A 20,928-nucleotide genomic window follows, 5' to 3' on the forward strand; every position below is an offset into this window, starting at 1 on the left:
AAAAATTATTTGTTGTAGTTGCGTGGGCCGAACAGAGCCGTACCAATACGAACGATGGTAGCGCCCTCTTCAATGGCGGCATCCAGATCACCCGACATGCCCATTGATAAGGTATCTAGACTGGGTATCGCCTGTTTGATCTCTTCAAACAGCGTTCTCACCTGACAAAAACGCTTTTTTTGTAGTTCAACATCCTCAGTCGCTTCTGGTATGGCCATTAAACCACGTAAGTTTATTTTGGGGAGTTCGGCAATCTGTTTGGCGAGCTCGAGCGCTTCATCTGGAAGGCAGCCAGATTTGCTCTCTTCACAGCTAATATTAACCTGCAAGCAGATGTTTAAGTCCTCGGCATAGTAAGGCCGTTGTGCTGACAGACGTTGTGCGATTTTCAGTCTATCGACACTATGGACCCAAGCAAATTGCTCTGCGATTGGCTTAGTTTTGTTGGATTGAATAGGGCCAATAAAGTGCCATTCGAGGTTAAGTGGCTCAAGAGCGGATATTTTATCCAGCGCCTCTTGCAGATAATTTTCACCGAAAGCGCGTTGCCCTAAGCGAGCCAGTTCGCTGACCTCATCCACGCTGCGGGTCTTACTGACGGCCAGTAGGCAGACCTCTTTTTCAGAACGGTTTGACTCAGCGCAGGCTTTTTCTATCTCGGATCTCACCTTTTTCAGGCTCTCTGCTATGCTAGTCATATGTGTCACTACTCATGGGGTTGATGCGGTCGTTTCCGCTAGGGTGAACTCAATTATGGATATTACCGAACTTTTAGCCTTTGCTGTACAGCAAGGAGCATCCGATCTGCACATTACAGCGGGTATGCCGCCATTGATTCGTGTTGACGGTGATGTGCGTCGCATCAAACTACCATCGATGGATCATAAACAGGTCCATGGGTTGCTGTATGACATTATGAATGACAAGCAGCGTAAAGAGTACGAAGAGAAGTTAGAAGTCGATTTCTCCTTTGAAGTGCCACAGCTGGCGCGTTTTCGTGTGAATGGTTTTGTTCAAAACCGCGGAGCGGCAGCGGTGTTCCGTACCATCCCCAGTAAAGTGCTTACTATGGATGATCTTGGTATGGGTAAGGTCTTCCAACAGCTCTCAGACCAGCCTAAAGGGTTAGTTCTAGTGACAGGCCCTACCGGTTCCGGTAAGTCGACCACACTGGCGGCGATGATCGATTACATCAATGACTCTCGATCTGAGCATATATTGACGATTGAGGATCCCATCGAATTTGTCCATGAGAGTAAAAAGTGTCTGATTAACCAGCGTGAGGTGCATCGAGATACCCGTGGATTTGATGCGGCACTGCGTTCGGCGCTGCGTGAAGACCCCGATGTCATCCTAGTGGGTGAGATGCGTGACCTAGAGACCATTCGTCTTGCGTTGACTGCAGCAGAGACTGGACACTTAGTATTCGGCACTCTGCATACCACCTCGGCAGCGAAAACCATTGACCGTATCATCGACGTCTTTCCAGCCGCAGAGAAAGATATGGTCCGGTCAATGCTCTCTGAGTCGCTGCAGGGCGTTATCTCTCAATCCCTTTTGAAGAAGACAGGGGGCGGTCGAGTCGCAGCACACGAGATCATGATTGGAACATCTGCCATACGTAACCTGATTCGTGAAGATAAAGTGGCGCAGATGTACTCAGCCATTCAGACGGGTTCTCAGGTAGGTATGAAGACCTTGGACCAGGCTCTTTTAGAGTTGGTTCAAAAAGGCTTTATCACTCCAGAGCAAGCGGCTGCTCGCGCTAAAGACCCATCGATATTTTAAGTGAGGTAACCCGTGGATTTTACACAGCTTTTAAAAGTAATGACTGAGCGCGGTGGTTCAGATCTGTTCATCACTGCTGGTGCACCTCCTTCTATCAAGGTGGATGGTACGATCAAGCCGCTGACACGTGAATCGCTCAACTCATCACAATCACGTGCACTGGTCTACAGCACCATGAGTGACAAGCAGCTGGCTGAATTTGAAGCGACCAATGAGTGTAACTTTGCACTGAGTGTGAACGGTATCGGTCGTTTTCGTGTTAGCGCCTATGTGCAACGAAACACGCCGGGAATGGTGTTGCGTTCTATAGCTAACCACATACCGACTATGGAGGAGCTCAAACTTCCTGAGGTGCTTAAAGATCTCTCGATGACTAAGCGTGGTTTGATCCTAATTGTCGGTGGTACCTCAACCGGTAAGTCGACCTCTCTGGCATCAATGATTGATTACCGTAATGAGCATGCTGCTGGGCATATCATTACGGTTGAAGACCCCATTGAGTACATTCACCATCATAAAAAGTCGATCGTGACTCAACGTGAAGTGGGGCTTGATACTGAATCCTTTGAAGTAGCACTGAAAAACACCTTACGTCAGGCACCAGATGTCATCTTGATGGGTGAAATCCGCTCAGCTGAAACCATGGCGTACGCTCTGGCATTCGCTGAGACCGGCCATCTCTGTTTGGCAACGCTTCATGCTAACAATGCGAACCAAGCTCTAGATCGAATCATCTCGTTCTTTGGCCCTGAACATCATAATCAGATCTGGATGGATCTATCGCTTAACTTGAAAGCGATTGTCGCGCAGCAACTGCTGCCCACGTCGGATGGTAAGGGACGAAGAGCGGCCATTGAAGTGCTAATCAACACGCCGCTGATTCAGGATCTGATTCGCAAAGGTGAGGTGCACGAGATTAAAGATGTCATCAAGAAATCGAGCAATCTTGGCATGCAGACCTTCGATCAGGCGTTGTTTGCGCTCTACAAAGAGGGTGTCATTACTTATGAAGTGGCACTGTCGTTTGCTGACTCGTCAAATGATCTGCGTCTGATGATCAAGCTCAGTGATGAGGGCGGTAAGCATGAGGGTGAGGATCTACCGTCATTCACCCTTCAAGATTCAGACGATACTCTGAATCACTGATTGGTCCATAAATAGGCAAAAAAAGACCCTGCACTGGCTGGGTCTTTTTAGTTTTCACACTATTAACTTAAGCGATGTACTGGCTGACCATTGAGTAGAGTCAGTGTCACACGGCCTTTCAGTTCAGTGTTGATGAACGGGGTGTTCTTACCGCGTGATTTAAGCGTCTCACTGTTGACCGTCCAGGTCGCTTCTGGATCAAAGACACACACATCTGCATCAGCCCCGACTTCGAGAGAGCCGGCCTCGATGCCTAGCACTTTCGCAGGACCCGTTGTCAATTTTTCAATTAACTGAGGTAGGGCGATTAACTGCTGCTCCACCAACATTAGGCTCAGCGGTAATAGGGTCTCAAGTCCACTAATGCCTGGTTCAGTCGCCGCGAAAGGTGCCTCTTTTGAAATAGCATCCTGAGGCTGATGATCTGAACAGATGGCATCCAGTGTGTCGGTAACTAAGCCTTGACGAAGTCCCGCACGATCCAGCTGCGAACGCAGCGGTGGGATGACATGGAATAGGCTGTTAAAACCATTAACCTCTTCATCTGTCAGAAGCAGGTTGTGAATCGCCACATCAGCGGTCACATTGAGACCTCGTTCACGGGCACTCTGAATCAAAAGAACTGACTGAGCACAGGAAAGCTGGCCGAAGTGAGCCCTTACACCGGTCTCTTCTATCAGAATCAAGCAGCGTGAAACCTCTATGGTTTCAGCAGCGGAAGGAATACCGTTCAAGCCAAGTCGAGTGGCGGTCGTGCCTTCGTGCATACAACCTTCAGCTGCTAGTGCTCGATCTTCCGCTTGAAACACTACCAACAGGTCATGTGTTGCCGCGTATTCAAGCGCTCTTAGCATCACGCGCGAGCTATCGATCGGATGACGGCCGTTAGTGAAACCGATGCAGCCTGAGCTTGCTAGCGCATGCAGTGGCGCAAGCTGTTCGCCCTGCATCGATTGTGTCAGCGCTCCTAGCGGGAGCACTCGTGCCATTCCGGCATCGGTTGCACGATCTTGTACCAGTTCGGCAACCGCTGTGCTGTCTACGACCGGTTTGGTGTTTGGTGAGGCTACCAGTGTGGTAATGCCGCCAGCAGCGGCAGCGGCTGTCTCAGATGCGATAGTACCTTTTTGTGTTAATCCTGGCTCACGCAGATGGGTACATAGATCGATGAGACCGGGGCAGACGATCTGTCCTTCAGCATTGAACTCTTCGTCAGCAGAGAAGCCCTCTGGTGCATCACCTATGGCGGCAATACGCCCTTTGACAATGTAGAGGTCATCAATTCGATCTATGTTTTGTGCAGGGTCGACAATGCGCCCGCCGGCAATTTTAATCTGCACTGTTTACTCTCCTGCCTCTAATTTTTTTGCTCTCTCAGCAACCTGGCCACTCATCGCCATCGACATAACGGCCATCCTAACGGCAATGCCGTTAGTGACCTGATTCAGTATCACCGATTTAGGTCCGTCAGCCACGGAAGACGCGATCTCAACGCCTCGGTTAATCGGCCCAGGGTGCATTACGATCGCCTCAGGGTGTGCAAAGGCGAGCTTCTCCTCTGATAGACCATAGAGTTTGAAGAACTCAGACTCGCTAGGTAGCAGAGCGGAGGTCATACGCTCTTTTTGTAAACGAAGCATGATGACAACATCGGCATCACGAAGGCCTTGTGCCATGTCGGTAAAGACTTTGACCCCAAGCATCTCGACATTACGCGGTAGCAGTGTACGAGGTGCAATCAGACGAATCTCGGGTACACCGAGAATTCTTAAGGCATGAATCTGTGATCGAGCTACGCGCGAATGAAGTATATCGCCGACGATCGCGACTTTTAGATGCTTAAATCCACCTTTATGGCGACGAATAGTCATCATATCCAGCATCGCTTGGGTCGGGTGTGCGTGACGACCGTCACCGGCATTGATGATGGCGACGTTGGGTGTGACTTGGCTGGCGATGAAGTGAGCCGCACCACTATCCGAGTGGCGAACGACAAACATATCCGAATGCATCGCTTCCAAGGTCATCAAGGTGTCTTTTAGCGTCTCCCCTTTTTTTGTGGAGCTGGTGCTGATGTTTAAATTCAGAACGTCAGCCGATAGGCGCTTAGCGGCTAGTTCAAAGGTCGACAATGTACGTGTACTGTTCTCAAAAAAGAGGTTGGCGACGGTTTTACCCCGCAGAAGCGGCACCTTTTTAACCTGCTGCTCACTCATATCAACAAAGGAGTCGGCTGTGTCTAACAGCTCTAATAGCAGTGACTCTGGCAGCCCCTCGATATCTAAAAAGTGCTTTAGCTGGCCATCTTCGGTTAGCTGCGCTTGAGTTGGGTCAGGAAAGTTAAACATCTTCGCTTCCTATTATTTGCTACGCTGACTGATGGTCAGTTCAAGGGGAGATGGGCCTGTTAGCTTAACCTGTTGATCGCTAGACAGCGTGAGGGTGCCACCAATGACATCAGCTTGAATTGGCAGTTCGCGGCGTTGTAGGTCAATCAGGGTGACCAGTGTCACAGAGGCCGGACGACCAAAATCGAACAGTTCATTGAGCGCAGCTCTGGCTGTACGACCACTCATTAACACGTCGTAGACTAGGATAATATTGCGATCTTCGGTTGCGCTTGGCAGCTTTGAAACCCCTACTTTAGGGTTCAATCCAACGCGAGTGAAATCGTCACGATAGAAGGAGATGTCCAGCACCCCCATCTCATCCTGAATCCCCAGGTGTTGGTGAAGACGTTCAGCCAACCAAATACCGCCACTATGAATGCCAATGATATAGGGGTTATCTAAGCCGCGTGTCTCGATTAACTGCTGTGAGCTTTCACACATTCTTGTTAGGAGCTGTTCAGCGTCCAAAGTTTTACTGGTCATAATAGTCCTCAAGCCTTGCATGGCTTGGTATGCGCTGTTCTTGAAGAAACCAACCTTCTAACATCAATTGAGCGGCGATACCGTCGACAGATTCTGCACCGAAATCGGCTGATCCGCCATTCTCAAGATGAATCGATTTAGCCTCTTGTGATGTTAAGCGCTCGTCAAACAGAAAGCAGGGTATTTTAGATCGTTCATGCAGGCGGTTGGCGAATTTTCTTGCTCGTCGCGCCATATCACTGATGGTGCCATCCATGTTCAATGGCAGTCCCACAACGATCGTATTTGGCTGCCATTCAGCAATCATTTTATCGACTAAACTCCAATCGGGGATACCGTCTTTTGCGGCAATTGGATTTAGAGGTTGGGCGGTGGCGGTTAATGACTGACCAAAGGCAACACCAATTCTGCGTAAGCCAAAATCGAATCCCAGTGCGCTCTCAGTTAACTCAGTCATTGGACCTTAATTATGCGTGCCCCGCCTGTGCGGAGATTAGGTTTAGGTCGACACCCAGAGTAGACGCAGCCGATGAGAGTCTAAATTCGGGTTCAACGTCGAACAGTATATCTAAATTTGCGGGTGAGCTTAACCATAGGTTTTGACTCATCTCTTCATCGAGCTGCCCCGGTCCCCAGCCTGCATAACCTAAAGCGAATAGATAGTGTTCAGGCCCCTCGCCACGCGAAATGGCCTCTAGAACATCAAGGGATGTGGTTAACGTCAGTTGCTCGGGTAGGTGTAGTGAGGATTTCCAAGCTTGCTCGCCCTGTCTGTGCAGAATAAACCCATGCTCTTCAGAGACCGGTCCACCTTGGTAAACAGGCTGATAGTTTAAGGGGGAATTCTCGGGGAGTTCGAGCTGATCGAGGATCTCATCCATAGGAATGTCATGTGGTTTATTAACCACAATTCCCATGGCACCCTCGTCATTGTGCTCACAAAGATAGATGAGGCTGTTGCTAAAGTAGTCGCTCTCCAGACTGGGCATAGACATTAAGAAGTGGTGCTTGAGTAGGTTGGCATTACTCATCTCTTTCTCCTTTAACAACGTCGAATCTTTTTACACCCTCAGTGTAAGCTGAAAATGGCTCAATATCAGTACACTTGGGTATTTTTCTCAAATTTCCAAGTGCGAATGATCTCCAGTCGGTCCAGCCGCTGGCGCATCTCATTAGGGAAGGGCTCGAAGGGTGACGCGCTCCTAACCGTCCGAACGGCGGCATCATCCAGTATTGAGTAGCCAGAACTTTTGAGGATCTCTAACTGCTTGACGCTCCCATCAGCGGCTAAAGTGACTAGCATCTGCAGACTGCCTTCAATGCCCTTGCGCCGCGCTTCGATAGGGTAGTTAAGATTCCCAATCGTTTCGATTTTCTGACGCCATCGCTCTAGATAGAGCGCATCAGCTTTGGCCAAGGTCGAAAGCGAAGTGACCCGCCCCGTGCGTGAGCGACTCTCCAGTTTTCGCTGCTCATCTTTTAAGCGCGCTTCTAAGGAGGCGATCTCTTCTGATGCTTTAAACAGAGCCGTTGAGTCGCCTGCTAACGGATTTGAGGCGGTGGTCTGAATGGAATCAGTCTGTTGATTGGCTTTAAGCAGCGCTTGGGTGTTGGCTGCTAACAGCTCATTCGTACCCGATTTAGCTTGCTGAGTTTGGTCGTTGACGCCCTCATCATTCGAAGGTGCCACGCCTGCTCCAGATTGTGCACTGATCTGTGCCGAGAGTTGATTGATCTTGTCAGACCTGAACAGCGCAGGTTCTACAACCCTCGCCTCTTGGTTCGTTTGTGAATCGCCCTGGCCTAATTGATGGTGCTGGGCCAAGTAGGCTGGATCGATAGGGGCCTGTGGATCCTGATTTATCGCAAAGGTGATCTCTAGTGTTTTGGATGATTGCTCTGTTTTCAGTGCATCAAATCCCACCAAGAGAATGATCAGTGCGTGCAGAGCCAGTGCCAAAACCAGCATAAAGCGCAGACGCTCATCGGCATCTGCACACCATGCAGCTAATCGATTGATCGGTTTTGGCGAGGCGGTTAAGTTCATTGCTGAGCGAGTTGCTCCTCAATGCAATCCATTAACTGCATGCCGATGTCCAAACCGAACTGATCATTGAGCTCGCGAATACAGGTTGGGCTGGTGACATTGATCTCGGTTAGGTAGTCACCAATTACATCCAAACCGACAAATAGTAGACCAGCTTCGCGCAGTTTTGGCCCCACCTGTGCAGCAATCCAACGATCACGTTCGCTCAGTGGGCGGCCTTCGCCTCGTCCCCCTGCGGCTAGATTACCGCGAGTCTCTCCCTGACTGGGAATGCGTGCCAGAGCATAGTCGATAGGCTCGCCATTGATCATCAATATGCGTTTATCACCCTCGACAATCTCAGGGATGTAGCGTTGCGCCATGATGGTCTCTTGGCCAAATTTGGTCAGCGTCTCTATCACCACCCCTAGGTTCAAACCATCCTCTTTGATGCGGTAGATAGAGCTGCCACCCATACCATCTAAAGGTTTAAAGATGACGTCCCCATGCTCAGCATGAAAGTCTTTTAATCGCTCCTCTGAACGACTGACCAGTACCGGCGGGCAGCATTGAGGGAAGTGTGTAGCAAATAGCTTTTCGTTGAAATCGCGCAGGCTTTGAGTGCGGTTTACGATAAGCACACCGGCGGCTTCTGCAACCGCTAAAAGATGAGTGGTATAGATAAACTCGTTGTCGAAAGGTGGGTCTTTTCGCATCAGGATGACATCGAGCTCTGTTAGCGAGAGATCCTGATAGGCTTCGCGTTCGAACCACTTGTTCGGGTTCATATCGACGCTAATCGGCGCCATGCGAGCACGAACATCCCCATCTCTTGAGTAGAGATCGGACTGCTCCATATAGAACAGCTCCCAACCTTTCTGCTGCGCTGCCCAAAGCATCGCCAAAGAGCTGTCTTTTTTGTAGTTGATGTCGTCAATAGGGTCCATGACGATGCCCAGTTTAATGCTCATCTCTCGTTCCTTTTATGAGAAGTCGCCCCAGAGGTAGTTTAGTACCGATGCCGCCGCGACGGGAGCGGTCTCTGTGCGTAATATTCGACTGCCCAGTAACCAGGGCTTAAATCCTTTTTGCAGTGCCAGCTCGACTTCGCTCTCCTCTAAACCACCCTCCGGTCCAATCAGTAGTGCCACGCTGGAGGGTCTTGGCTCATTGTTTAGTGACGTGAGTTCAAGGTGCGGATGAAGAATGAGTTTCAGCTCGGCATCACACTGATCGATCCACTCTGCCAGTGAAAGAGGGGTATTTACGCTCATTGGCTTTGCACGAAAGCTCTGTTCGCTGGCGCTGATCGCGATCTGCTGCCAGTGAGCGGATCGCTTCTCTTGGCGTTCTGCCGTCAGTTTTACTTCGGAACGATCCGTAAAAAGGGGCGTCAGACTCTGTACACCCAACTCCGTCGCCTTCTGCACGGCGTAGTCCATGCGTTCACCACGAGAGAGGCCTTGCCCAATATGAATGTCGATTGGGGACTCACGATCATTCGAGTCGGCCGCAATGATCCGTACACTGGATTCACGTTTTGCTACTTTCGTTAGCTCGGCTTGATAATCAAAGCCATCACCATTGAATAGCACAAGCTTGAATCCCTGTTTCATGCGCAGCACTTTCACTAGGTGATTGTGAGAGGCTTCAGGCAGTTCGATTTCTGTTCCTGTGCTCAGTGGTAGGTCTAGGTAGACACGGGGTATTCGCATAAAGATTCTCTTATCACTCTGCCACTGATTATGCCATGACATTTAGGGTGCGTCAGGCTGGATTTAGACACAAAAAAGGGCAGGCTTTCGCCTACCCTTAGCCACTGTTAGTTGGCGATTAGATGCCTGCAGCGGATTTTAACGCGTCTGCTTTATCGGTCTTCTCCCATGGGAAGGCGGTAAAGGTGTCATCTCCAACCGTCATCTCAAATGGGTCGCGACCAAAGTGACCGTATGCCGCAGTCTGGCGGTACATAGGGTGCAGTAGATCGAGCATGTTAGTGATCGCGTACGGGCGCAGATCAAAGGTTTCGCGAACCAGCTCAATGATCTTCTCATCAGAGATCTTGCCAGTACCGAAGGTGTTGATTGATACAGAGGTCGGTTCTGCAACACCAATCGCGTAAGAGACCTGAATCTCACAACGATCCGCAAGACCAGCTGCAACAATGTTCTTAGCCACATAGCGACCTGCGTAAGCAGCTGAACGGTCCACTTTTGATGGGTCTTTACCAGAGAACGCACCACCACCGTGACGCGCCATGCCGCCGTAGGTATCGACAATGATCTTACGACCCGTTAGACCACAGTCGCCAACCGGGCCACCGATAACGAATTTACCGGTTGGGTTGATGTGCAGTTTAGTGCCTGCATGCAGAAGATCCGCTGGCAGTACATGCTTGATGATCAGCTCTTGAACCGCTTCTTGAAGATCTTTCTGAGTAACATCTGGGTTGTGTTGAGTTGAAAGAACCACCGCATCAATCGCAACCGGTTTGCCGTTTTCGTAGCGGCAAGTTACTTGTGATTTTGCATCTGGACGCAACCAAGGCAACAGGCCTGACTTGCGGGCTTCAGCTTGGCGCTCTACAAGACGATGGGCAAAGGTAATCGGAGCAGGCATTAGAACATCGGTTTCGTTCGACGCGTAGCCGAACATCAAACCCTGGTCACCGGCGCCTTGATCTTCAGGTTTTGCACGATCAACGCCCTGAGCGATATCCACAGACTGTTTACCGATGATGTTGATCACACCACAGGTATCACCATCGTAACCGACATCTGAAGAGGTGTAGCCGATGTCATTGATCACGTCACGAACAAGATCTTCAAGATCAATCCAAGAGGTGGTGCTGATCTCACCAGAGACAATCGCAACCCCGGTTTTCACCATGGTCTCACACGCCACTCGTGCGTACTTGTCCTCTTTTAAAATCGCGTCTAAGACTGCATCAGAGATCTGATCTGCAATCTTATCTGGGTGCCCTTCTGAAACTGATTCAGAGGTGAAAATCGAATATTCGCTCATGAGTAAATCCTATGGGTTAGGTCGAGCCGCACATGCACAGCTCTCAAAATGTGGCAGCCATTGTAACCGGTTAAGAGTCGAGTTCTAAGTAAAAAGAGCTCTACTTCGATGAAACCTTTGATCATTACCCATGAAATTGAGTCATTTTAGCTAATGTCATTTGAATCTAAGTCCCGTCTGCGAGAGAATTTACCCCTCAATTTTTAATACCCCCCGCAGGAGTAGATTAATGTCATCTCGCCGTGAGTTAGCCAATGCGATCCGCGCATTGAGCATGGATGCTGTTCAGAAAGCCAAATCTGGTCACCCAGGTGCCCCAATGGGTATGGCGGATATTGCCGAAGTACTCTGGAATGAGTTCATGAAGCACAACCCAAGCAACCCTCACTGGTTTGATCGCGACCGTTTCGTACTGTCAAACGGCCACGGTTCGATGCTGATCTACTCGTTGTTGCACCTAACCGGTTACGACGTCAGTGCAGAAGATCTGGCTAACTTCCGCCAACTGCATGCTAAAACGGCGGGTCACCCCGAGTATGGTTACTGCCCAGGTGTAGAGACGACGACCGGTCCATTGGGTCAAGGTATCACTAACGCCGTTGGTATGGCTGTCGCTGAGAAGACACTAGCGGCTCAATTCAACCGCCCTGGTCATGAGATTATCGATCACCACACCTACGCATTCATGGGTGATGGCTGCCTGATGGAAGGTATCTCACACGAAGCTTGTTCACTAGCGGGTACTCTGGGTCTTGGCAAACTGATCGCATTTTGGGATGACAACGGCATCTCGATTGACGGTGAGGTTGAAGGTTGGTTCAGCGATGACACGCCTGCACGTTTTGAAGCTTACGGCTGGCAGGTGATCCGTGGCGTTGATGGTCACGATGCGGAACAGATCATTGCTGCTGTTGAAGCCGCTCAAGCGAACGAAGATCAGCCAACGTTGATCTGCTGTAAAACAATCATCGGCTTTGGTTCACCCAACAAGCAGGGCAAAGAGGATTGTCACGGTGCACCTTTAGGTGACGACGAGATCGCGTTGGCTCGCCAAGAGTTGAACTGGCCACACGCCCCATTTGAGATCCCAGAAGAGATCGCAGAGGGTTGGGATGCACGTGAAGCGGGCAGCGTTCTTGAAAACGAGTGGAACGAACGCCTTGCAGAGTACTCTGAAGCCTTCCCAGAGCTTGCTGCGGAGTTGATGCGTCGCCTATCGGGTGAATTGCCTGCCGATTTCTCTGAAAAAGCGGATGCATGGATTGCTGAAGTAGCTGAAAAGGGTGAGACCATCGCGTCTCGTAAGGCTTCGCAAAACGCTCTTAACTCACTGGGACCTATCCTGCCAGAGTTCTTAGGTGGTTCTGCCGACCTAGCAGGTTCTAACCTAACACTGTGGTCTGGCTCTAAAGCGATCACTGCAGAAGATGCGAGCGGTAACTACCTGCACTACGGTGTGCGTGAGTTCGGTATGAGCGCAATCATGAACGGTATCGCACTGCACGGTGGTTTCATCCCATACGGTGCGACCTTCCTAATCTTTATGGAGTACGCTCGTAACGCGGTTCGTATGGCGGCTCTGATGAAGCAACGCGCTATCTTTGTTTACACTCACGACTCAATCGGTCTGGGTGAAGATGGTCCTACTCACCAACCAGTTGAGCAAGTAGCTAGCCTGCGTATGACCCCTAATATGGAGACATGGCGCCCTTGTGACGCGGTTGAATCAGCTGTCGCTTGGCGTAACGCGGTTGAGCGTGCCGATGGCCCAAGTTCATTGATCTTCTCGCGTCAGAATTTGCCTCACCAATCTCGCAGTGGTGATCAGATTGCGGCGATCTCTAAAGGTGGTTACATCTTGCAAGATTGTGCCGGCACACCGGATCTAATCCTAATCGCGACAGGTTCTGAAGTTGAGTTGGCTATGGCATCAGCCGAAGCACTGACAGCAGAAGGCAAAGCGGTTCGCGTAGTCTCTATGCCATCAACTGAGCGTTTTGATGCTCAGACTGCTGAATACAAAGAGTCTGTTCTACCGGCTGCGGTTACAGCTCGTGTAGCGATTGAGGCGGGTATTGCAGACTTCTGGTACAAGTACGTTGGCTTTAGTGGTGCGATTGTCGGTATGGAATCCTTTGGTGAATCTGCACCGGCTGGTGAGCTCTTCAAGCACTTCGGCTTCACGGTAGAGAATGTTAAACAGAAGGCGCTAGCCCTCGTTTAAGTTGATCACGCCGGTTTTTAACCGGCGTTTTACTCTCTGAGAGGTGAGATGAGCTACCGCATAGCGATTAACGGTTATGGTCGAATTGGGCAGTGTCTGCTCAGGGCCCTGTTTGAGCGTGGCTTAGAGACTAAGCTTCAACCCATTGCGATTAATGAGTTGGCTGAGCCTGAGACGGTCTCCTATTTGACGCGTTATGACACGACGCATGGCCGCTTCCCGGCACCGGTTACTCTTGAAAATGATCAGCTAGTTATTCGTGACCACGCCATCCAAATTTTAAATACTCCCAAGCCCGACCAACTCCCTTGGCGTGAAATGGGCATTGATCTGCTGATGGAGTGTTCAGGCTCGTTCAGTGACCGTCAAACAGCTGAGTTGCATCTGAAGCAGGGGGCCAAACGCTTGCTCTTTTCACAGCCCGCCACGGCTGAGGTAGACGCTACCGTTGTGTTTGGCTTAAACCAAGATTCAATAAACGTGAATCATAAAGTGGTCTCAGCCGCCTCCTGTACGACCAATTGTGTGATACCTATATTAGATCAGCTCGATAGGCATTTTGGCATTGAGCAGGGTGTGACCACGACGATTCACTCGGCGATGAATGATCAGCCAGTGATCGATGCCTACCATCACACCGATTTGCGACTAACCCGCAGTGCTCTGCAGTCGATTATTCCTGTGGATACAGGGTTAGCAAAAGGGATCGATCGCTTATTGCCGTCGTTGGAAGGGAAATTTAAGTGCCTCCATTTACGTGTGCCAACCCTTAATGTCTCACTGATGGATATGTCGATCAGCTTAGAGCGCGATACCACTGAAGAGGAGATCAACCAACTCTTCAAATCGCTCTCTGAAGGGCCGTTAAAAGGGTTGTTGGGATACACAGAGGAGCCGCATGCATCGACCGACTTTAACCACGACAGTCGCTCAGTCGTTGTTGATGGCACTCAGACGCGATTGTCCGGCAAGCGTTTACTGAAGCTGGTCTGCTGGTTTGATAATGAGTGGGGCTTTGCCAACCGCATGTTGGATATTGCTGAGCATTGGCTCGCACTGAAACAGAATTAATTTAATGATTGGAGAATAACAATGAACGTAAAACTGATGAAAGATTTGGATCTTGCAGGGAAACGCGTATTGATTCGTGAAGATCTGAACGTTCCTGTTAAAGATGGCAAAGTGACTTCCGATGCTCGTATTCGTGCGTCACTACCGACTATTCAGCTAGCGCTAGAAAAGGGTGCGACAGTGATGTTGATGTCACACCTTGGTCGTCCAACCGAAGGCGAATATGAAGAGCAGTATTCACTAGCACCCGTTGCGACCCACTTAGCAGGTCTGTTGGGTCGAGATGTTCCACTGATCAAGGATTGGGTTGATGGTGGCTTTTCAGTAGAGCCAGGTCAGGTCGTTCTTCTGGAGAACGTGCGTTTTAACGCGGGCGAGAAGAAAGATAACGAAGAGCTATCTAAGAAGATGGCCGCGCTTTGTGATGTCTACGTCATGGATGCTTTTGGTACCGCGCACCGCGCACAAGCATCAACTCACGGTGTGGCACGTTTTGCACCTATCGCCTGTGCAGGCCCACTGCTAGCGAATGAGCTTGAAGCTTTGGGTAAAGCGCTTGATAACCCAGCACGTCCATTGGTGGCGATCGTGGGTGGTTCAAAAGTATCTACTAAGCTTGAAGTACTTAACTCACTCTCTGAGAAGTGTGATCAGCTCATCGTTGGTGGCGGTATCGCCAACACCTTCTTGGCTGCAGCGGGCAAACCCGTTGGTACGTCACTGCACGAAGCTGACCTTGTTGATACAGCGAAAGCGCTGATGGCTCGCTGCGAAATTCCTATTCCATCGGATGTGGTTACAGCGACCGAGTTTGCAGAGAGTGCTGAAGCGGTTACCAAATCAGCGGATGACGTAGCCGACAATGAGATGATTTTGGATATCGGTCCAGAGACTGCGAATCAGTTGGCACAAGTATTGCAAAACGCAGGTACCATCATCTGGAACGGCCCTGTAGGTGTATTTGAATTTGATCAGTTTGGTAACGGCACTGAAGCGTTATCAAGAGCCATTGCTCAAAGTAACGGCTTCTCGATTGCAGGTGGTGGTGATACTTTAGCTGCAGTAGATAAATATTCTATTGCAGATGATGTATCCTACATATCAACAGGTGGTGGTGCTTTCCTAGAGTTTGTTGAAGGTAAGGTACTGCCTGCAGTTGCAGTGCTTGAAGCACGCGCTAACGGTTAACAGCAAACGATTAATAGCAAATAGGTAAAAAATGGCTCTTATTTCAATGAGACAGCTGCTCGATCATGCAGCAGAGTATGGCTACGGCATTCCAGCGTTCAACGTGAATAACCTGGAGCAGATGCGTGCCATTATGGAAGCAGCTGATCGTGCCGATGCCCCTGTCATCGTGCAGGCCTCTGCCGGTGCACGTAAGTACGCGGGTTCTAACTTCCTTCGCCACATGATCTTGGCAGCGATTGAGGAGTTTCCACACATTCCTGTCTGTATGCACCAAGATCACGGCACAAGCCCAGCAGTGTGTCAGCGCTCCATTCAACTAGGCTTCTCATCGGTCATGATGGACGGTTCACTGGGTGAAGATGGTAAGACACCGACCGACTACGACTACAACGTTGATGTGACTCGTCGTACCGTTGAGATGGCTCACGCATGTGGTGTCTCTGTTGAGGGCGAGCTTGGCTGTCTGGGTTCACTTGAAACGGGTGAAGCCGGTGAAGAGGACGGTATCGGTGCTGTCGGTAAACTTAGCCACGACCAGATGCTGACTGACCCAGAAGAGGCTGCGCAGTTTGTTAAGGCGACTCAGGTCGATGCGCTTGCCATTGCAGTGGGTACTTCACACGGTGCTTACAAGTTCACTCGTCCACCAACAGGTGACATTCTTGCCGTTGATCGTATTCGTGCGATTCACGAACGTATTCCAGGTACTCACCTTGTTATGCACGGTTCATCTTCCGTGCCACAAGAGTGGCTAGAGGTGATCAACCAGTTTGGTGGTGAGATTCCTGAAACTTACGGTGTTCCGGTTGAACAGTTGGTTGACGGTATCAAGCACGGCGTGCGCAAGGTCAACATCGACACCGATCTTCGTCTAGCGTCGACTGGTGCTGTGCGTAAGTTCTTGGCAGAAAACACCGCTGAATTTGACCCACGCAAGTACCTAGCGAAAACAATCACAGCGATGTCTGATATCGCTTACGCGCGTTACGATGCCTTTGGTGCGGCGGGCAATGCTAGCAAGATCAAAGCGATCAACCTTGAAGATATGACAGAGCGTTACCTCTCAGGTGAACTGGACGCAAAAGTGAATTAATCCAAGTTCACTGGATATCAAGGAGGCTTAGGCCTCCTTTTTTGTCTCTAGTGTATGGATTCTGTATGCAACTTACTCCAGGGCTCGGTGATGTCGTACCAGATGACCGCACTGAAATACTCCATCTGTCCCGCTTCTAGCTGCTCATAGTTCACTTCAAAACTGTGTAGCGTTTGTAGGCCCTGTTGGTGGGTATGATGATCGACGATCTGAAGGGATTGCCACTCTCGCTGCAGTCCCATCTTGCGCAGGTGTTCACCCAGTAACTCCAGTAGATCAGAGTTGCCATTGATCGTTGAAGAGTAGACGACGAAAGGGGTCTCTGGCCAGCCTGTCCCCTCGGTTATGTTGAGCTGATAATCGGTTGTTCTGCGCATGATCTGATCCTTAATTGAATATAGTTACGTTTCATCACGCTGAATCGATTGGCGCAATGATAGAATACCGTCATAACCGAACGATGGAGCCATAAGATGGACAGCAAAACCCCCTTCTACTCAATGACGCCTGATCGTGTCATCGATGCGGTTGAGTCTCAGGGGTGGCTGAGTGATTTCCGTATTCTTGAGTTAAACAGTTACGAAAACCGCGTCTATCAAGTTGGCATCGATCAAGCTGAACCCTTGATTACCAAGTTTTACCGCCCGAACCGATGGAGTGATGCGCAAATCCAAGAGGAGCATGATTTCTGTTTTGAGTTGGCTGATGCCGATATCTCTGTCGTTGCACCCCTTAAAAACAGCGAAGGAGAGAGCCTGCTCAACTTTGATCAGTTTCGTTTCACCCTCTTTCCACGACGAGGAGGAAGGGCTCCTGAACTGGATGATCCTGAACACCTTTATCAGTTGGGTGTCGCTCTGGGCCAAATACACGCAGTTGGCGCAGCTAAGCCGTTTAAAGAGAGGCCCTCTTTAGATGTCGATAGCTACGGCTGGCAGAGTCGAGAGTTGCTACTGTCTGAACATATTCCACAGAACCTCCGTGCAGCCTACGAGTCGATCTCACAAGAGGTGCTCGAGAGGGTAGAGCAGCGTTTCTCAGACTATTCAGACCTTGAATCCATTCGTGTGCACGGGGATTGTCACAGTGGCAATGTACTTTGGCGTGATGATCGACCGCACTTCGTGGATTTCGATGACGCGCGTATGGCTCCCGCTATTCAGGATATCTGGATGCTTTTGACGGGCGAGCGCCATCAGATGGAGATGCAACTGAGTGAAGTGATTGCCGGCTATGAAGAGTTCTTTGAGTTCAATCCTCGCGAGCTCAACCTTGTAGAGCCACTTAGAACACTCAGAATGATGAACCACGCTGCTTGGATCGCAAAACGTTGGGATGACCCCGCTTTCCCCAAAGCCTTCCCATGGTTTAACACAGAGCGCTACTGGGGTGAGCATCTGCTCGATCTTAAAGTGCAGCTCTCAGCCCTCGATGAGCCTGTACTGAAACTGCTTTAGATCTTACGAGCTCGTGCTGGCTTCCCTTTAAGAGGACGCTGGCGCAGGATCTCGACAGCACGATCAGCCAGTGTTCTTGGCACGGCTACGTAGCTGTTGAAGTCTTGTACGGTAATGTTGCCGATCTGATCGCCTTTGATCTCTTTTGTTGCGGTTAGAGCACCGACAATGTCTCCGGGGCGAATCTTATTCTTGCGACCCATTGAGATCGCAATGGTGCGCAGGTTCGATTGCAGTTTAATCACATTGTTAATCTGTGGGCGGGGCATCGGTTTAGCTTCCAGTGACAAACCAACTGCTGTATTGATCTTCTCTAAACGGAATCCATCTTTAGCGCCGACCAGAGAGATGGCTTGGCCCTTACGACCAGCACGGCCAGTTCGGCCACAGCGATGTGTGTAGACAGCTGAATCTCCGGGCAGGCTGGCATTGAGTACCAGATCAACCGAGTCGATATCCAAACCACGTGCGGCAACATCCGTGGCGATCAAAAATCTTAAAGTGCCGTTACTGAAGCGAATTAGTACCTGATCACGATCACGTTGTTCCATGTCACCATGCAACACGCCCGCTTTTAGACCGTAAGAGCGTAGCTCTTGCCCTAACTGGTTACAGCTCTCTTTGGTATTACAGAAGATGATGGCGGATTCCGGCATTACGGACGTCAATACCGCCAAAGTGCCTTGCCCCATTTGAGTTCGATCGCACTGGTAGGCACGATGCTTAATCGTGCTGATATCGGGATCTTTGGCAGCGATGCGCACCTCTTTAGGGTTGCGCTGATACTCTTTACTCAGTGCTTGGATGTTCTCAGGGTAGGTAGCCGAAAACAGAAGTGTCTGGCGATCTTTCGGCATTTGGCCAAGGATACGATCTAGGTCATCTTGGAAACCCATATCGAGCATACGATCCGCTTCATCAAACACCAGTGTTGAGACTTGTGATAGATCGAGAGTACGTTTGCGCAGGTGATCAACGATTCGCCCCGGTGTACCGACGATGATGTGTGCTCCGTGCTCTAGTGAACCAATTTGCGGGCCGATAGGTTGGCCACCGCAGAGTGATAAGATCTTGATATTACCGGGGTGGCGCGCGAGTTTACGAAGCTCATCGGCGACCTGGCCGGCCAATTCGCGTGTTGGGCATAGCACTAACGCCTGAATGCAGAAACGTTTGGGCTCTAGGCGCTCCACCAGTGGCAGACCAAAGGCCAATGTTTTACCACTTCCCGTGGCCGCTTGTGCAAGCAGATCAGTACCCTCAAGGCTGTAAGGAAGACTTTCAGCTTGGATCTCGGTCATCGACTCGTAGCCGATCGAAGCCAAATTGTTTAACTGGCCTTCAGAAAGGGGGAGGGATTTGAACGATTTAGATTTGCTCACGGGTATGCCTTCAACTTGATAGTGCGCGAAGTATACCAGAGCTGATATCAACTAGCGCCAATCTATTCCAAGCAGATTAGCGACCTCTTCAAGGGTGTGATTAATCTCAGCATCGATTTTGAGGTCTAGCATCTCATCGGCACGAGTCACTCCTTGCGTCAGCGCCGCTTGTGGAATCTGATGTTGCCGTGCATGGCGGTTAAAGCGAAATCCGGAGAACACCTGTAGTGAAGTGCCAATACAGAGCAGCGCATCTGACCCCTCCAAAGCATCAATCGCACTGAAGACCGTCTCCTTGGGAACGTTATCGCCAAAATAGACCACTCGTGCCTTCATGACGCCACCACAATCAGGGCAGTTCGGCACATTGAAGTGACTAAAGTAGGCTTCAAGGTCAGCATCCCCATCGGGTCTTGGCGACGAGAGCGGGACGTTAAACTCTGGATTTTCACGACGACACCACTGGTGCATCTCGTCTCGGGTAATCTCATGATCACACTCAATGCACGCCACAATATCAGCACGGCCATGCAGATCGACCACCTTCTTGCTGCCCGCCTTTTGATGCAGACGATCGACGTTTTGGGTCACCAGCAGTTCAACGAGGTTCTGCTTCTCAAGTGCGGCCAATATTTTGTGTGCGTTACTCGGCTGAGCATCACGCATGGTATGCCAACCGGCTAAACTTCTTCCCCAGTAGCGTTGGCGTACCCCCAATTGACTGATGAATTGACCATGCTGCACCGGTGGAGGCGATTGCCAGTTACCCTCCGCATCGCGATAAGCCGGAATGCCTGAGCCAGTACTGATGCCCGCTCCCGTTAGTATGAACAGTTTTGGGTATCGCTCTATAAAGTCGGCCAGCTGTTGGCTCTGAGGGTTAAATCTTGTCATTAATTGCTCTCTAAAAGCTTGCTTATTCCTCGATTTAGGAATGAAATGCATCTCTTATCTTTTTGAGTTCATACCTATGATGCCTGCTCAGCCCCTTACCGAATTGCAATCCTATGCCGATGAAGAGGTTCTATTTGAACAGATCGCGAACAACCTTCAAAGCCAAGGCTATGCGATCTGCCCCGCGTCACTGCCGGTAGAGCTCGGACAAGATATCTGCGAACAGTTATACGGCCTGGATGAAACTGAGTTCACTGTTGCGGGTATTGGCCGTCAAAATCAACACATGCAGAATGAATTTGTGCGCACAGATCGTATCTGTTGGTTTACCGGCGAAACCCCCATAGGCGCCCGTTGGTTGGCCTGGGCGAATCGTTTACAAAGTTATTTGAATCGTCGTCTATTTTTAGGCCTATTTTCGTTTGAGAGCCATTTGGCACACTACTCTGCCGGTGACTTCTATAAGCGCCACTACGATGCGTTCCGAGATCAGCGTAACAGAGTGCTGTCGATGGTCGTCTACCTAAACCCAAACTGGGGACCAGAGGATGGTGGCGAGCTGGTGCTTTATCAAAACGATGCCGACACCGAAGGACTTAAAGTCACACCGCTGATGGGTACGGTTGTTCTGTTTTTAAGTGAAGAGTTCCCTCACGAAGTGCTCCCCGCAAACCGAGATCGTTACTCCATAGCTGGCTGGTACCGAGTAAATGGATCAACCTTAGATCGTGTCGATCCGCCAAGATAAAAAAACGGGCC

General features: G+C 50.2%; 21 protein-coding genes. 8 read left to right on the forward strand and 13 right to left on the reverse strand.

The window, feature by feature from the left end; genetic code table 11:
* Positions 1-5 precede the first annotated feature (5 nt).
* A complete protein-coding gene (locus XMM383_RS07690; protein ID WP_173494944.1) occupies positions 6-698 on the reverse strand; it encodes a YggS family pyridoxal phosphate-dependent enzyme in 693 nt (230 codons plus the stop codon).
* Between the two features lie 55 nt (positions 699-753).
* Here XMM383_RS07690 and XMM383_RS07695 point away from each other — a divergent pair, with 55 nt between their 5' ends.
* Both XMM383_RS07695 and XMM383_RS07700 read left to right on the forward strand, forming a co-directional pair.
* Positions 754-1,788: a type IV pilus twitching motility protein PilT gene (locus XMM383_RS07695; RefSeq protein ID WP_173495033.1), complete on the forward strand. Its 1,035-nt coding sequence runs from the start codon at positions 754-756 to the stop codon at positions 1,786-1,788.
* A gap of 12 nt (positions 1,789-1,800) precedes the next feature.
* Positions 1,801-2,934, forward strand: coding sequence for a PilT/PilU family type 4a pilus ATPase (locus XMM383_RS07700; protein ID WP_173494945.1), 1,134 nt, complete (start codon positions 1,801-1,803; stop codon positions 2,932-2,934).
* Between the two features lie 62 nt (positions 2,935-2,996).
* On the opposite strand, the gene XMM383_RS07705 is transcribed toward XMM383_RS07700, so the two are convergent.
* From XMM383_RS07705 to metK, 9 genes are all read right to left on the reverse strand, one after another.
* Complete coding sequence (locus XMM383_RS07705; RefSeq protein WP_173494946.1) at positions 2,997-4,274, reverse strand: dihydroorotase; 1,278 nt, start codon at positions 4,272-4,274, stop codon at positions 2,997-2,999.
* A 3-nt stretch (positions 4,275-4,277) separates the two neighbouring features.
* Positions 4,278-5,282: an aspartate carbamoyltransferase catalytic subunit gene (locus XMM383_RS07710; RefSeq protein ID WP_173480073.1), complete on the reverse strand. Its 1,005-nt coding sequence runs from the start codon at positions 5,280-5,282 to the stop codon at positions 4,278-4,280.
* Between the two features lie 12 nt (positions 5,283-5,294).
* On the reverse strand, positions 5,295-5,807 hold the full coding sequence (gene pyrR / locus XMM383_RS07715) for a bifunctional pyr operon transcriptional regulator/uracil phosphoribosyltransferase PyrR (protein WP_173494947.1): 513 nt from the start codon (positions 5,805-5,807) through the stop codon (positions 5,295-5,297).
* A complete protein-coding gene (gene ruvX, locus XMM383_RS07720; RefSeq protein WP_173484412.1) occupies positions 5,797-6,264 on the reverse strand; it encodes a Holliday junction resolvase RuvX in 468 nt (155 codons plus the stop codon). The genes pyrR and ruvX overlap by 11 nt, the downstream gene beginning before the upstream one ends.
* A gap of 10 nt (positions 6,265-6,274) precedes the next feature.
* Positions 6,275-6,838 carry a YqgE/AlgH family protein gene (locus tag XMM383_RS07725; protein ID WP_173484413.1) on the reverse strand — a complete coding sequence of 188 codons (564 nt, stop codon included), beginning with the start codon at positions 6,836-6,838 and terminating at the stop codon, positions 6,275-6,277.
* Positions 6,839-6,903: 65 nt separating this feature from the next.
* On the reverse strand, positions 6,904-7,854 hold the full coding sequence (locus tag XMM383_RS07730) for an energy transducer TonB (RefSeq protein ID WP_173484414.1): 951 nt from the start codon (positions 7,852-7,854) through the stop codon (positions 6,904-6,906).
* Complete coding sequence (gshB, locus tag XMM383_RS07735) at positions 7,851-8,804, reverse strand: glutathione synthase (RefSeq protein WP_173494948.1); 954 nt, start codon at positions 8,802-8,804, stop codon at positions 7,851-7,853. The genes XMM383_RS07730 and gshB overlap by 4 nt, the downstream gene beginning before the upstream one ends.
* Positions 8,805-8,816: 12 nt before the next feature.
* Positions 8,817-9,548 (reverse strand): 16S rRNA (uracil(1498)-N(3))-methyltransferase, encoded by a 732-nt coding sequence (locus XMM383_RS07740; protein ID WP_173494949.1) that lies wholly within the window; start codon positions 9,546-9,548, stop codon positions 8,817-8,819.
* Positions 9,549-9,666: 118 nt separating this feature from the next.
* Positions 9,667-10,857 (reverse strand): methionine adenosyltransferase, encoded by a 1,191-nt coding sequence (gene metK, locus XMM383_RS07745; RefSeq protein WP_173484417.1) that lies wholly within the window; start codon positions 10,855-10,857, stop codon positions 9,667-9,669.
* A 229-nt stretch (positions 10,858-11,086) separates the two neighbouring features.
* Between metK and tkt the strand changes: the two genes are divergently transcribed.
* The 4 genes from tkt to fba are packed head-to-tail and all read left to right on the forward strand — an operon-like array spanning position 11,087 to position 16,436.
* On the forward strand, positions 11,087-13,081 hold the full coding sequence (tkt, locus tag XMM383_RS07750) for a transketolase (RefSeq protein ID WP_173484418.1): 1,995 nt from the start codon (positions 11,087-11,089) through the stop codon (positions 13,079-13,081).
* A 48-nt stretch (positions 13,082-13,129) separates the two neighbouring features.
* Positions 13,130-14,152, forward strand: a complete 1,023-nt coding sequence (locus XMM383_RS07755) for a type I glyceraldehyde-3-phosphate dehydrogenase (RefSeq protein WP_173484419.1) — start codon at positions 13,130-13,132, stop codon at positions 14,150-14,152.
* A 21-nt stretch (positions 14,153-14,173) separates the two neighbouring features.
* A complete protein-coding gene (locus XMM383_RS07760; protein ID WP_173494950.1) occupies positions 14,174-15,340 on the forward strand; it encodes a phosphoglycerate kinase in 1,167 nt (388 codons plus the stop codon).
* A gap of 31 nt (positions 15,341-15,371) precedes the next feature.
* Positions 15,372-16,436, forward strand: a complete 1,065-nt coding sequence (fba, locus tag XMM383_RS07765) for a class II fructose-bisphosphate aldolase (RefSeq protein ID WP_173488990.1) — start codon at positions 15,372-15,374, stop codon at positions 16,434-16,436.
* A gap of 47 nt (positions 16,437-16,483) precedes the next feature.
* Here fba and XMM383_RS07770 read toward each other — a convergent pair whose 3' ends face one another.
* The gene (locus XMM383_RS07770) at positions 16,484-16,813 is read right to left on the reverse strand and encodes a hypothetical protein (protein WP_173480085.1); all 330 of its coding nucleotides are present in this window, start codon (positions 16,811-16,813) and stop codon (positions 16,484-16,486) included.
* Positions 16,814-16,909: 96 nt separating this feature from the next.
* Between XMM383_RS07770 and XMM383_RS07775 the strand changes: the two genes are divergently transcribed.
* Positions 16,910-17,893 (forward strand): serine/threonine protein kinase, encoded by a 984-nt coding sequence (locus tag XMM383_RS07775; RefSeq protein WP_173480086.1) that lies wholly within the window; start codon positions 16,910-16,912, stop codon positions 17,891-17,893.
* Here the strand turns inward: XMM383_RS07775 and dbpA are convergent.
* Both dbpA and XMM383_RS07785 read right to left on the reverse strand, forming a co-directional pair.
* A complete protein-coding gene (dbpA, locus tag XMM383_RS07780; RefSeq protein WP_173480087.1) occupies positions 17,890-19,275 on the reverse strand; it encodes an ATP-dependent RNA helicase DbpA in 1,386 nt (461 codons plus the stop codon). The genes XMM383_RS07775 and dbpA overlap by 4 nt on opposite strands.
* Positions 19,276-19,326: 51 nt before the next feature.
* Positions 19,327-20,169: an NAD-dependent protein deacetylase gene (locus tag XMM383_RS07785; protein WP_173494951.1), complete on the reverse strand. Its 843-nt coding sequence runs from the start codon at positions 20,167-20,169 to the stop codon at positions 19,327-19,329.
* A 76-nt stretch (positions 20,170-20,245) separates the two neighbouring features.
* Here XMM383_RS07785 and XMM383_RS07790 point away from each other — a divergent pair, with 76 nt between their 5' ends.
* Positions 20,246-20,917 carry a 2OG-Fe(II) oxygenase gene (locus XMM383_RS07790; RefSeq protein ID WP_217361966.1) on the forward strand — a complete coding sequence of 224 codons (672 nt, stop codon included), beginning with the start codon at positions 20,246-20,248 and terminating at the stop codon, positions 20,915-20,917.
* The last annotated feature ends 11 nt before the right edge of the window (positions 20,918-20,928 follow it).

The sequence above is a fragment of the Marinobacterium sp. xm-m-383 genome (assembly GCF_013283255.1).
In the GTDB taxonomy this organism is placed as follows: Bacteria; Pseudomonadota; Gammaproteobacteria; order Pseudomonadales; family Balneatricaceae; genus Marinobacterium_E.